Origin of the sequence: Aquitalea sp. USM4, from assembly GCF_004328945.1 — a bacterium.
Classification (GTDB): Bacteria; Pseudomonadota; Gammaproteobacteria; order Burkholderiales; family Chromobacteriaceae; genus Aquitalea; species Aquitalea pelogenes.
On sequence record NZ_CP029539.1, the window covers coordinates 2087248 to 2100122 of the forward strand.

Here is a 12875-nt window from a genome sequence, read left to right on the forward strand (position 1 = left end):
CTTAGCAATGCGTTGATTTAGATCAGCGAATTGTATTGCGCGCTGCGCTAGTGCATAAAACTGTAGCCAGGCGGCTGTTGTCAGACAGTGTACAGTCAGATGCCAATTTGCCATTCTGATGTCATCTTTTTTGTATGGTGCAAAGCCGGACGCGTACAATCTGCTGTCCTGCTGACAGAAAGCGGAGCAAGCAATGAAGCTGTGTGTGATTCCCGGAGACGGGATCGGCCACGAGGTGGTTCCCGTTGCCGTGGGTGTGCTGCAAGCGGTGCTGCCAGGTTTGCAACTGGTGTTTGCCGATGCCGGCTGGGAAACCTTCCGGCGCCAGGGCAAGGCCTTGCCGGACAAGACGCTGGAGGCTGCGCGCGAGTGTGGTGCCGTGTTTTTCGGGGCGGTGAGTTCTCCCATGCAACTGGTTGAAGGGTATCGCTCCCCCATTGTCCAGTTGCGGCGTGAACTCGGCTGTCATGCCAATATCCGTCCCACGCTCAGCCTGCCGCTGACAGTGTGCCGGCAGGGAATCGACCTGATCATCGTCCGGGAAAATACCGAAGACCTTTACGTTGGGGACGAGCAGTCCGATGGCGAAGTGGCGGTTGCCATCAAGCGCATCACGCGTACTGCATCACTCCGCGTTGCCAGAAGTGCGTTTGAACTGGCCAGACATGCCGGCCGCCAGCGCATCACCATTATCCACAAGGCAAATATCCTGCCACGCACCGATGGCCTGTTTCGCGACTGTGCCCGCGAGGTGGCGCGGGAATATCCGGAAATTGTCGTGGATGAAATGCTGGTGGATACCGCGGCCATGCGTTTGGCGCAATCTCCGGAAAGCTTTGACATGCTGCTGGCTCCCAATCTGTACGGCGATATCCTGTCAGACCTGGTCGCTGCTTTTGCCGGTGGTTTGGGGCTGGCACCATCGCTGAATCTGGGCGTGACCGCCGCCATTGCCGAGCCGGTGCATGGTTCTGCCCCGGATATTGCCGGGCAGGGGATTGCCAATCCGTTGGCGGCCATTCTCAGTGCTGCCATGTTGCTGCGTATCTGGTGGCAGCGGGCTGATCTGGCCATGAGGGTGGAACAGGCGGTTCTGGCGACCTTGCAGGATGGCATTGCCACGCCAGATGTGATTTCGCCGGGGGTGAGTACGCAGCATCTGGCGCGGGCGGTGATCGACAGGTTGAAACAGGCGCAGGGATAGAGAAGCAGAAATAGAAAGAGGGCGGCTTGACCGGCCGCCCTCTGTGGTGTGTCACTGCATGCTTGAAAAGAAGGATTTGCGGGATAACGCAAACATCACATACAAGTCTTCACCCTGCCTGGCCCCGAACATGTCTGCCAACGATGCTCTTGACTGCAGCCTTGCAGGTCTACCAAAGAACAGGCTGTATGCACAGCACAAGATAAGCCTCAAACAACTGATGTTACGGTAGTGCTGCCCGGTTTCGTCTGGGCGGTAACATCATGCTCGCTACCTGTTACGGCAGCGCAGAGGGGAATTTCTTCCCGGTTTACTCATCATGCTTTAGCAAAGTCTGTTGTTTCGTGTCTGGCGTACCGACTACCTGTCGTCTGATGCATCCGCAATGGACGCTTGCTGCGCTCTCGGGCAAGCTTGAACTGCCCGCCATCAGTCCTGAAAAGGCGATGGGTTCTGAACGCCGGTGTGAACAAGGTTGTCGGAATCCGGCCAATGACTCATCCCAAACCCTCCCTGTTACTGAATGATTTCAGTATAGGCCTGACATTGGCGGACTCAAGTTTTTTTTCGGTCCCGGTGCAGTTTTTTCTATGCCATTGTTCTGATTGTTTGCCAGCGAAGGCTTGGCCAGCGCTGCGATTTTGCAACGCAGGCCAGGCTGGCGACTCAGCCGGTCTGCGCTTCCAGTCTGGCCACTTGTGCTGGCTGATTGGGATGCAGGTGTCGCTCGAACTGACGGGTGGCGGCAGCCCAGGAATATTGCTCGGCCACGGTCCGAACATGCTCACGGTCCAGTTTGAGCGCTTCCAGACAAGCGTGACGCAGATCGTCGTGCAATACGCCAGCGCCGCTGTGGCCCACCACATCGCGCGGTCCGGCTACCGGATAAGCGGCTACCGGTGTGCCGCAGGCCATGGCTTCCAGCAGTACCAAGCCAAAGGTGTCGGTCAGGCTGGGGAAAACAAAGACATCCGCGGCGCGGTAGAAGCGGGCCAGCTCGGGCTGGGGAAACACACCGGCAAAGTGGACCTCGGGGTATTCGCGTTGCAGCCGGGACAGTAGCGGGCCATCCCCCACCACCCATTTGCTGCCGGGCAGGTCCAGTTTCAGGAAAGCCTCGATGTTTTTTTCCACCGCAACGCGCCCGATATAGACAAAGCGCGGCGCACGGCTTTCTTCCAGCCGGTCACGTTCACCCGGGCTGAACATGCCGATGTCCACGCCGCGGCTCCACAGCACCACTTTGTCAAAGCCGCGGGCACGCAGGTCGTCGGCAATGGACTGGGTGGGCACCATGGTGGCGGCGCCTGCATTGTGGAAGCGACGCATCCAGGCATAGCTGATGGACAGCGGCAGGCGGGTGCGGGCGGCGATGTATTCCGGAAAACGGGTGTGATAAGCCGTGGTGAACAGTAGCTTGTGGCGCAGGCAGTAACGGCGGGCGGCCAGACCAAGCGGGCCTTCCGTGGCAATGTGGATGGCATGCGGCGCCAGTGCTGCGATGCGTTGTGCCACCTGGCGGTAAGGCAGGATGGATAGCCGGATGTCCGGGTAGGTGGGGCAGGGCAGGGTGTGGAATTCCAGCGGGGTGATCATTTCAACCTGATGCCCGAAGGCAGTCAGTTCGCGGCAGGTTTCGGTCAGGGTGCGGACTACGCCGTTGACCTGGGGCTGCCAGGCGTCGGTCACGATCAGGATGCGCATGGGGTCTCCTGGCTGGGGTCGGACTGCGAAGGGATGGTGTCGTGGTATTGCAGGGCCTGCGGGACGGGTATGCCGGGTTGGCCCAGCGGGCTGTGTTCAATGCCGGCTTGCGGTTTGTCCTGGGACGCGCGCACTTTACGGCTGGTTTTCTCCGGCTGGCTCAGCAGCGTGGTCCAGTACACCACTTCCAGCCGGCCATCGGCATGTTCAACCAGGGCTGACAGGCTTTCCACCCAGTCGCCACTGTTGCCGTACAGTACCCCGTCGATGTCGCGGATTTCCGCCTTGTGGATGTGGCCGCAGATCACCCCGTCGTAATGGCGGCGGCGCGCTTCTCCGGCCAGGATTTTTTCAAAGTCACTGATGAAGTTCACCGCGTTCTTCACCTTGTGCTTGAGGTATTGCGACAGCGACCAGTAAGGCAGGTCCAGCTGCTTGCGCAGCCAGTTGAAGCCGCGATTTAGTTGCAGGATGACGGTGTAGAGCGAGTCGCCCACATAGGCCAGCCACTTGATGTGCTGGATGACGCCATCGAATTCGTCGCCGTGGATGATGAGCAGGCGCTTGCCGTCGGCGGTGACATGTTCGGCTTCGCGCCGGATGGCGATGCCGCCAAAATCCAGCCCGGTGTAATGACGGGCGGCTTCGTCATGATTACCCGGTACGTACACCACCTGACAGCCCTTGCGCGCCTTGCGTAGTACTTTCTGCACCACATCGTTGTGGCTTTGCTTCCAGTACCAGGATTTCTTCAGCTGCCAGCCGTCTACGATATCGCCCACCAGATAGAGGTGGTCGGATTCGTTGTGCTTGAGAAAGTCCAGCAGATGGTCGGCGCGACAGCCGGCAGTGCCCAGATGGACGTCGGAAATCCAGATGGCGCGGTAGTGGCGCGGTTTGACAGTGTCGGTGGCGGGCTGCATATCGGGTCCGTTCTACCGTGGTGTACAGCGCCATGCTGCATGTGCCAGATGACGGGGCGATGAGGCTTTGGTGACGGCTGCATGACGCAGGCGGTTTAAGTCGGGTTTAAGGCAGATGTGCTTTACTGGCGCAAGCCAGGCTGGGGCTCGCTTGATCAGCGCCATGGTTTTTGGGGGTGGGATCGTGTTGCAATAAGCCAGCCAGTCGGCTGTGATGGCGTTAGAGACAAGGAAATCAACATGCGCATACTGGTGGTGGAAGATGACCCGCTGATTGGCGATGGCCTGAAAATGGGACTGAGCCAGCTGGGCTTCGCAGTGGACTGGTTCCGGCAGGGGCGTGAAGGCCTGGCGGCACTGACCGCTGCGCCATTTGATGCCGTGGTGCTGGACCTGGGCCTGCCGGGCATGGACGGCATGGATATCCTGACCGCCTGGCGCAAGGCCGGGCAGGATGTGCCGGTGCTGGTATTGACGGCGCGTGATGCACTGGATGACCGGCTCAAGGGGCTGGATGCCGGTGCCGATGACTATCTGGTCAAACCCTTTGCCCTCAGTGAAGTGGCTGCCCGGCTGCGGGCCTTGATTCGCCGCCGCCACGGCCAGACCAGCAATCGCCTGAGTCATGGCCGGGTGAGCATGGACCCGGTGGCGCGCACGGCCTGGCTGGGTGAGGTGCCACTGGAGCTGACCGCCCGTGAACTGGCCTTGCTGGAGCTGCTGCTGTCCAGCAAGGACCGGGTGCTGCCGCGCGAGCTGATCGAAGAAAAACTGTATGGCTGGGGGCAGGAGCTTGAAAGCAATGCGGTGGAAGTGTATGTGCACCACCTGCGCAAGAAACTGGGCGCGGCATTCATCCGCACCCAGCGCGGGGTGGGCTATGCACTGGGTGAGCCGGCATGACACGCCAGCCTACCTTGCAACGGCGCCTGGCCATCCTGCTGCTGGTGACCGTGCCCCTGATCTGGCTGGTGTCCACCGGGGTGGCGGCCTATGTGGCGCACCACGAAGTGGACGAATTGTACGATACCCAACTGACCTTGTTTGCCCGCCAGTTGCTGATCGTGAACATGGGCGAGCATGGTGACGACCTGCCCTTGCTGCCCAAAACCAAAAAGCTGATCCGTGGCGGTGATCGCGGTGAAGCCGAGGACGACGACATCGGCCTTGCCGTGTGGAATGCCGATGGCAGCCTGCTGCTGAGCGATGGCAAGGGACGGCGCTTTACCTTTGATGCCGGCCGGCGTGGCTTCTACAGCGTGCGCGGTGATGACGGCAAGGATGAATGGCGTCTGTTTTATCTGCCTGCACCTGATGGCACGCGACTGGTGGCCGTCGGTCAGCGACAGAAGCTGCGCCACGAGGTGGTCATCAAGGTGATAGAAGGGCAGCTGCTGCCCTGGTTGCTGGGACTGCCGGTGCTGTTGTTGCTGATTTTGTGGGCCGTGCGCAAAGGCTTGCGGCCCTTGCAGCAGGTGGCAGGCGAACTGGGCCGGCGCAGTGCGCTGGACAGCACGCCATTGTCGGAAAACGTGCCCGGTGAAGTGCTGCCCATGGTGCAGGCACTCAATGCCCTGTTTGCCCGCATTGCCGAGGCCATGGAGCATGAACGGCGTTTTACCGCCGATGCCGCCCATGAGTTGCGTACTCCGCTGGCCGCCCTGCAGGTGCAGGCCGAGGTGATGGCACTGATGCCGGACGAAGCCGGACGGCAACATGCCCTGCAGCAATTGCAGCTGGGCATACAGCGCGCCACCCGCCTGCTGGCGCAGCTGCTGGCACTCTCCCGGCTGGACCCCATGCAGGGATTGCCAAGCCGTCAGCCGGTGGACTGGCAGCAAGTCAGCCGTGATGCGCTAAGCGACGTGACTGCTGCGGCTGCCACAAAAGACACGGTGCTGGAAACCCACTGGCAGATCAGCCCGGAAGCGGTATTGCCATTAAGCGGCGATGCCACCTTGCTGACGCTGTTATTGCGCAATCTGCTGGACAATGCGGTGCGCTACTGCCCGGCAGGCAGCCGGGTCGAACTGCTGCTGTCGGCGGATGAAGTGGTGGTGCAGGACAATGGACCGGGCATTGAAGCCCAGTGGCTTTCACGGGTGCAGGAGCGTTTTTTCCGCCCGCCGGGGCAGGAAATGCCGGGTAGCGGGCTGGGTTTGTCGATTGTCGAGCGCATTGCCAGCTTGCATGGCCTGCGCATGCAACTGAGCAACCGGGGTGAGGGCGGATTGCGTGTCAGCCTGCATCGGGCGGCTTAGGTGCTGCGACAATCTGTCGCATTGTCATGGGCCGTCAAGGGCTTTAAGGTAGCAAGCAATGCCGGATGACAGGTTTTGCCCCCTGTAACGGCACACTCCAAGGTGTGATTGCCCGCCCCGACCAGGCGGGCTTTCTTTTTGTCGCAGCCAGTTGCTCAGGCTGGCTTGCCACCCGCGCTGGTGGCAGGCAAGTGCCAGTACAGTGCATTGCACACCGCTCCGGCCACTGCGCCCACATAGTAGTTGAACACCGGGTCGTACAAGGCAGGTTGCAGCCAGCGGCTGTAATACAGGGTGATGACCCCGCCTATCAGTGCGCCGGGCAAGGCAGCCAGCAACAGCAGACGCCAGCGCGGCCAGCGCGTTTGCCACTGGCTGATGCTGGCCTCCAGCGACAGCCGCAACAGCACCAGCAACACACCGGCCAAGGCTGCGGGCAAGGCACCCAGCATGTAGGCGAGCATGGGCATGACGCCGGTCGCCAGCAAGCCCACCAGCGGCCCCAGCGCAATAAACAGGGTCAGGCCGCAGCCTGCAAGTTTCAAATGTTTCATCCGCACGCGTTCGACAAAAAGTGTTGCAAGACTAGCAGACTGTCGCGATGGCGACGAGCCATGCGCAGACAGTGGTGCGGCATTATGTCGCAGCCACCAATCCGGCGGTGGAATGCTAAAGTGTCGGCCATGCTGGCCCAATTATTATCTTCTTCTGCGCGCCTGGTGGCCGACCTGCCCGATGCGGTGCGCCTGATTGCCCGTTTGCGCTGGCTGATGCTGGCTGCCGGCCTTGTCTTGCTGCTGCTGTGTGCGGCCAGCGGCCTGAGTTTGCCCTGGCTGCTGCTGTTGCAGGCGCTGGCCACCCTGGCCGGGTTCAACTTCATCCTTGGCCGCAATGTGGCGCGTCATGGCTCGCCCTTGCTCATGCTGCGCCTGGGCCTGCTGGCCGACGTGCTGGCGCTGACCGAGTGCCTGGCCTTCAGCGGTGGTGCGGCCAATCCGCTGGCCTCCCTGTATTTGCCGCCGGTGCTGTTTGCCGCCTTGTTGTCGCCGGGGCTGTTTGCCTGGGGACTGTCACTGCTCAGCATGCTGGCCTATGCCTTGCTGTTTGCCTGGCATTTGCCCTGGCCCTTGCAGGGCAGTGATGCCGCCTATGCCTTTTCCCTGCATCTGGTGGGGATGTGGCTGACCTTTGCCCTGTCCGCGCTGCTGATCACCAGCTTTGTGTCCTGGCTGGCCCGTCAACTGGCTGCACGCGAGGCCGCACTGGCCGCTGCACGGGAAACCCAGTTGCGCGATGAACAACTGCTGGCAGTGGGGATGCAGGCGGCCGGTGCCGCCCACTCCCTGTCCACCCCCATCAACACCCTCAGCCTGCTGGTGGATGACATGCTGCAACAATATGCGGCGGATGCGAACCTGCAAGAGGATCTGCGCCTGATGCGGGCCCAGCTGGGCAGTTGTGCCCAGGCACTCAGCCGCTTGAAGCAGGGTATTGCCCAGAGCGATACCGCCCAGCCGCTGTTTGCCACGCTGGCCCAGCAGCTGTCCGGCTGGCGCAGCTTGCGGCCGGATGTCCAGCTGCAATGGCAGGCTGCTGCCGGGCCGGACCCGCAGGTACGGCTGGATGCCGCGTTCTGGCCGGCGTTTTTCAACCTCATCAATAATGCCGCCGAAGCCGGTGGCGGTGCCTTGACGGTGACGGCCGCGCTGTCCGGCAACTGGCTGCAACTGGACATCATCAATCCGGTTGGCTGTCTGTCTGCCGCGCAGTTGCAACGCGCTGGCCTGGCACCGCTGACATCCGACAAACCGGCGGGAATGGGACTGGGCGTCATGCTCAGCCATGCCACGCTGGCGCGGCTGAACGGTACGCTGACCCTGGATAACCGACCGGAAGGTGGCGTGCACGCCTGTGTACGCCTGCCCTTGCGGCTGGAGGAATGAGCATGGCTCTGGATTTTTTGCTGGTGGATGATGACGAGGCCTTCAGCAGCGTGCTGGCGCGTTCGCTGGGCCGGCGTGGCTTCCGGGTGGAATGTGCGGCGGACGGCGCGCAAGCCTTGCAGCTGCGCGATGAGCCGCCGCTGCGCATTGTGCTGGACCTGAATCTGGAAGGGGAAAGCGGCTTGCGCTTGTTGCCGGACTTGCGCCAGCGCTATCCGCAGGCTGCGGTGGTGGTGCTCACCGGTTATGCCAGCATTGCCACTGCGGTGGAGGCCACCAAGCTGGGCGCGGTGCAGTATCTGGCCAAGCCGGCCAGCGTGGAGGATATCCTGGCGGCTTTCCAGCAAGTGGCAGCCAACCCGGAGTTGCCATTATCCCCGCAGCCCATGTCGCTGCGTCGTGTTACCTGGGAGCATCTGCAACGGGTGCTGAACGAACATGATGGCAATATTTCCGCCACCGCCCGCTCCATGGGCATGCACCGACGCACCTTGCAACGCATGCTGGCCAAGCGGCCGGTGAAAAGCTAAAACGCATCAGCTGTTGCATGTAAATGACAGCTGAAAATCTGCCAGCTGGAAACAAGCTTTCCATCTGGCTTTGCGCCAGTCCTGCAAGCAGCACGCGTCCTGTGCTGCACATTCGCCGCAATGCCGCTACTGTCCGGCATCTCCTCCACTGATGTACCAAGCAAGCGCTCGGATGTTTCCAATGTCATGAATGGAAACATCGGTTTTCATCAGCAGCTCTTTCCGGATTGCATCAGAAAAAATGATTGGAGCCCTCGCCATGAAATGCATATGGTCTTTTGATGGACTCACAAACCACGACAATAGAGGGGAACAAGATGCGTGGACAAATGATGGAGCAGCCGCTGCTGATCTCCGCCTTGCTGCAACATGCCGAAACCTATCATGGCGACAGTGAAATCGTGTCGCGTACCGTGGAAGGCCCGATTCACCGCTACACCTACCGCGAGGCAGCACGCCGCAGCCGGCAACTGGCCAATGCGCTGGCCGGCCTGGGAGTAGGGCATGGCGATACGGTGGGCACGCTGGCGTGGAACGGCTACCGCCACTACGAAATCTACTTTGCCACCTCCGGTTCCGGGGCCATTTGTCACACGGTCAATCCGCGCCTGTTTGCCGAGCAGATCAGCTACATCATCAATCACGGCGAAGACAAGGTGCTGATGTTCGACCTGAGCTTCCTGTCGGTGGTGGAGCAGATTGCCGCCGAACTGGCCACCGTGCAGCACTTTGTCCTGCTGACCGACCGCGCCCACATGCCGCGCGAGTCCACACTGGACAACCTGTTGTGCTACGAAGACCTGGTCAACAGCCATAGCGACCACTACCAGTGGCCGGACTTCGACGAAAATACCGCTTCCAGCCTGTGCTACACCTCGGGCACTACCGGCAACCCCAAGGGCGTGCTGTATTCGCACCGCTCCACCGTGCTGCATGCCTTTGCCAGTTCGCTGCCGGACAGCCTGGATATCTCGGCCCAGGGTGCCATCATGCCGGTGGTGCCGATGTTCCACGTCAATGGCTGGGGCCTGCCTTACAGCTGCACCATGAACGGGGCCAAGCTGGTGTTGCCCGGCCCCAAGATGGATGGCGTCAATCTGTACGAGCTGATCGAGACCGAAGGCGTCACCATGGCGGCAGGCGTGCCCACCATCTGGATGATGCTGTTGCAGCACTGCCAGAAGAACCACCTGAAGATTCACAGCCTCAAGCGTGTGATTGTCGGCGGTTCGGCCGCGCCGGAAAGCATGGTGGACCAGCTGGCCGAACACGGTGCCGAACTGCGCCAGCTGTGGGGCATGACCGAGCTGTCGCCCTGTGGCACAACCAGTACGCCCAAATTCAAGCACAACGGCTGCGACACACCGACACTACGTGCACTGCAAACCAAGCAGGGCCGTCCCATTTACGGCGTGGCCATCCGCATTGTCGATGACGAAGGCAAGCCGCTGCCCAACGATGGTGTGGCCTTCGGCAATTTGCAGGTGAAGGGTTCCTGGGTGCTGTCCCGCTACTTCAAGCGCGAGCTGGACGATTCCCATACCGAGGACGGCTGGTTCAATACCGGCGATGTGGTCACCATCGACCGTGACGGCTACATGAAGATCACCGACCGCACCAAGGACGTGATCAAGTCCGGCGGTGAATGGATCAGCTCCATCGAACTGGAAAACATCCTGGTGGGACACCCGGCGGTGGCCGAGGCGGCCGCCATCGGTGTGGTGCATCCCAAGTGGGATGAACGCCCGCTGATGGTGGTGGTGCTCAAGCCCGGTGCCAGCGCGACCCGCGAAGAGTTGATCGGCTTTTATGAAGGCAAGATCGCCAAGTGGTGGACGCCGGACGATGTGGTGTTCCTGGATGAGCTGCCACACACCGCCACCGGCAAATTGCAAAAGATGAAACTGCGTGAAATGTTCAAGGATTATCAGTGGGCTTGAGTGCTGACTGCTGCTGACAAAAGCTGGTAGAGAACCCGGGCCAAGGCGCGCCGACGCAGACAGTACAGAAAGTACGGCAAGGAGGCGCAACGCAGGCGCGGAGGTTTTGTCAGCGGGTCTAAGCCGCTGAATTGAATGGACAGAATAGAGCATTTGCGCTAAATTGTGCATCGCACTGAAGGTCGCAAGACCTTTTGTGGTGTTAGCCCCTCGAAGCATCAAGCTGGCAACCCCAGCCAGATGTTTCTTCCTCGTGTTGGCCCCTGAGAACCCTCAGGGGATTTTTTTTGCCTGTCGTTCTCCCTGCCCCTCTTTCTTGCACCCTGCACGCCTGCTGCAAAGCCGCTTTGCTGTTCTGGATCAAAATGTAAATAAGTATTTCATAATTTAATGTCAAGATTGTTGGCAGCCAGGTGTCCGCTGCCAGAAAGTGCTTGCGCTCATGCTTGGGACATCACCATTTTCGCCAGGGGGAAAAAATGAAATCCTTGCGCAGTAAACTTATTGTATTCAATGCCTTGCTGATGGCGGTGTTCGGGCTGGTGCTGGTGCTGATTGTATTCATCCAGATGCGCGGCGAAATTCTCAATGGCCTGAACCATGAATTCGACTCCGCGCTGAAAGGGCAGGGCAGCGTGGTGAAAACCTGGCTGGATGAAAAGAAACAGGAAATCGCCGCCCAGGCCGAGGTGGCCACACAGGCCGATGCCCTGCGCTTTCTCAAAGTGGGCGCGCGCGCTGGCTTCAATGTCAATTACGCGGGTTTTGCCGATGGCCGCTCGGTGTTTTCCGATGACTGGCAGGCACCTGCCGACTACAAGGTCACCACGCGTGACTGGTATCAGCAGGCATTGGCCGCAGGCAAGCCGGTGGTGACCGAACCCTATGTGGATGAAGCCAGCAAGAAGCTCACCATCACGGTGGCGGCGCCTATCTTGCAAGGGGGCAAGCCAGTCGGTGTGGCCGGTGGTGATGTGTTTGTCGACAGTCTGGTGCAGTCGGTACTGTCCTTGAAAGTCAGGGGCAATGGCTATGCCTTCATCACCGACGGCAAGGGCACCATCCTCGCGCATCCGCAGGCCGGGCTTACGCTCAAGCCCATCAGCACGCTGGCACCAACGCTGAATGCTGCCCGGCTGGCCGAGCTGGCGGGCAGCCAAAGCCTGCAGCAGGTGGAGCTGGATGGTCAGGACATGCTGTTATCGATACAGCGCATTCCGGGGAGTGACTGGCTGATTGGCCTCGCCACGCACCGTGCTGACATCCTGGCACCGCTCAATACCCTGCTGCTGACCGTGGCCGGCTTGAGTGCGCTGATTTTCGTGCTGCTGATTCCGTTGGCCGGGGTGCTGCTGGGACGCATGCTGGGCGGGCTGGTGGCATTGCAACAGGCCATGCAGGATATTGCCCACGGCGAAGGCGACCTGACACTGCGGCTGAAAATAACAGGTCAGGATGAAATTGCAGCCACGGCGACGGCATTCAACCAGTTTGTCGAGCAGCTGGGCAGGCTGTTCCGCGGGCTACGCGACGATGCCGGCGGGGTGGTAGTGGGCGTGAGCCAGGTATCCGGACAGGTGGGCGAGGTGGCCGAGCGGGCGCGTGGTATTTCCGATATGTCCTCCTCCAGTGCGGCCACGCTGGAGCAGATTACGGTCAGCATCGCCCAGATTGCCGACCACGCGCGTGAAGCCGCGGTGCTGGCCACCCGTACCGGCCAGGGCCTGGATGCCGGGGCCAACGGCATGCATCAGCTGGCCAGCGGCATGGAAAGCACCGGCCAGTCGGTGTGTGCGCTGGAAGGCATGCTGGCCGCGCTGGAGCAGCGCTCGCAGCAGATTTCCGGCATTACCGAGGTGATTCGCGATATTGCCGATCAAACCAATCTTTTGGCGCTGAATGCTGCCATCGAGGCCGCCCGTGCCGGTGAACAAGGTCGTGGCTTTGCCGTGGTGGCCGACGAAGTACGCAAACTGGCGGAACGCACGGCCCAGGCCACGGTGGAAATAGCCGGCATGGTCAGCGCCATCCGCACGGAAACCGGCAAGGCGGTGGACGACGTCCAGCGCACGGTGCATGTGGTGAATGACGGTGTGCAGCTGACGCGTGATGCGGTGGCCAATATCCAGTCCATCCGCCATTCCATGCAGGACGTGGTGAGCAAGATGTCGGAAATATCCCATTCCACCCAGGAGCAGCACAACGCCAGTACGCTGATTGCGCAAAGCTCGGAACAGATCAACAGCCGGGTGCTGGAGAACGATGACATGCTGCAACAAGCCAGCCATACCTTGCAGGGGCTGGCCGACAAGGCCGGACAAATGAATGGCCAGTTTGCCAAATTCCACTTGTAGGCTTTTACAATGGCGG

General features: G+C 60.7%; 10 protein-coding genes. 7 read left to right on the forward strand and 3 right to left on the reverse strand.

All coding sequences use genetic code 11. The features are described from left to right. The first annotated feature begins 193 nt into the window (after nucleotides 1–193). Complete coding sequence (locus DKK66_RS09790) at nucleotides 194–1204, forward strand: isocitrate/isopropylmalate dehydrogenase family protein (RefSeq protein ID WP_062788880.1); 1011 nt, start codon at nucleotides 194–196, stop codon at nucleotides 1202–1204. 666 nt (nucleotides 1205–1870) lie between these two features. Here DKK66_RS09790 and DKK66_RS09795 read toward each other — a convergent pair. Together DKK66_RS09795 and DKK66_RS09800 are read right to left on the reverse strand one after the other, a co-directional pair. Then, complete coding sequence (locus DKK66_RS09795; RefSeq protein ID WP_131357575.1) at nucleotides 1871–2908, reverse strand: glycosyltransferase family 1 protein; 1038 nt, start codon at nucleotides 2906–2908, stop codon at nucleotides 1871–1873. Continuing rightward, nucleotides 2896–3831 carry a UDP-2,3-diacylglucosamine diphosphatase gene (locus tag DKK66_RS09800; RefSeq protein WP_082086431.1) on the reverse strand — a complete coding sequence of 312 codons (936 nt, stop codon included), beginning with the start codon at nucleotides 3829–3831 and terminating at the stop codon, nucleotides 2896–2898. Before DKK66_RS09800 ends, DKK66_RS09795 begins: the two co-directional genes overlap by 13 nt. Before the next feature lie 240 nt (nucleotides 3832–4071). On the opposite strand from DKK66_RS09800, the gene DKK66_RS09805 reads away from it, so the two are divergent. Next, nucleotides 4072–4734: a response regulator gene (locus DKK66_RS09805; RefSeq protein WP_045846724.1), complete on the forward strand. Its 663-nt coding sequence runs from the start codon at nucleotides 4072–4074 to the stop codon at nucleotides 4732–4734. Beyond that, nucleotides 4731–6092 carry an ATP-binding protein gene (locus tag DKK66_RS09810; RefSeq protein ID WP_131357578.1) on the forward strand — a complete coding sequence of 454 codons (1362 nt, stop codon included), beginning with the start codon at nucleotides 4731–4733 and terminating at the stop codon, nucleotides 6090–6092. Before DKK66_RS09805 ends, DKK66_RS09810 begins: the two co-directional genes overlap by 4 nt. Before the next feature lie 155 nt (nucleotides 6093–6247). Here DKK66_RS09810 and DKK66_RS09815 read toward each other — a convergent pair whose 3' ends face one another. Beyond that, nucleotides 6248–6646 carry a hypothetical protein gene (locus DKK66_RS09815; RefSeq protein ID WP_062788877.1) on the reverse strand — a complete coding sequence of 133 codons (399 nt, stop codon included), beginning with the start codon at nucleotides 6644–6646 and terminating at the stop codon, nucleotides 6248–6250. 129 nt (nucleotides 6647–6775) lie between these two features. Between DKK66_RS09815 and DKK66_RS09820 the strand changes: the two genes are divergently transcribed. The 4 genes from DKK66_RS09820 to DKK66_RS09835 all read left to right on the forward strand — a co-directional run bounded on the left by DKK66_RS09820 (nucleotide 6776) and on the right by DKK66_RS09835 (nucleotide 12859). Further along, complete coding sequence (locus tag DKK66_RS09820; RefSeq protein WP_165494146.1) at nucleotides 6776–8035, forward strand: HAMP domain-containing sensor histidine kinase; 1260 nt, start codon at nucleotides 6776–6778, stop codon at nucleotides 8033–8035. Nucleotides 8036–8037: 2 nt separating this feature from the next. Beyond that, on the forward strand, nucleotides 8038–8565 hold the full coding sequence (locus tag DKK66_RS09825; protein WP_062788876.1) for a response regulator transcription factor: 528 nt from the start codon (nucleotides 8038–8040) through the stop codon (nucleotides 8563–8565). A 317-nt stretch (nucleotides 8566–8882) separates the two neighbouring features. Then, entirely contained in the window at nucleotides 8883–10505 is a 1623-nt protein-coding gene (locus DKK66_RS09830; protein ID WP_131357581.1) for a 3-(methylthio)propionyl-CoA ligase, read from the forward strand. A 479-nt stretch (nucleotides 10506–10984) separates the two neighbouring features. Further along, on the forward strand, nucleotides 10985–12859 hold the full coding sequence (locus DKK66_RS09835; protein ID WP_131357584.1) for a methyl-accepting chemotaxis protein: 1875 nt from the start codon (nucleotides 10985–10987) through the stop codon (nucleotides 12857–12859). Nucleotides 12860–12875: the final 16 nt, after the last annotated feature.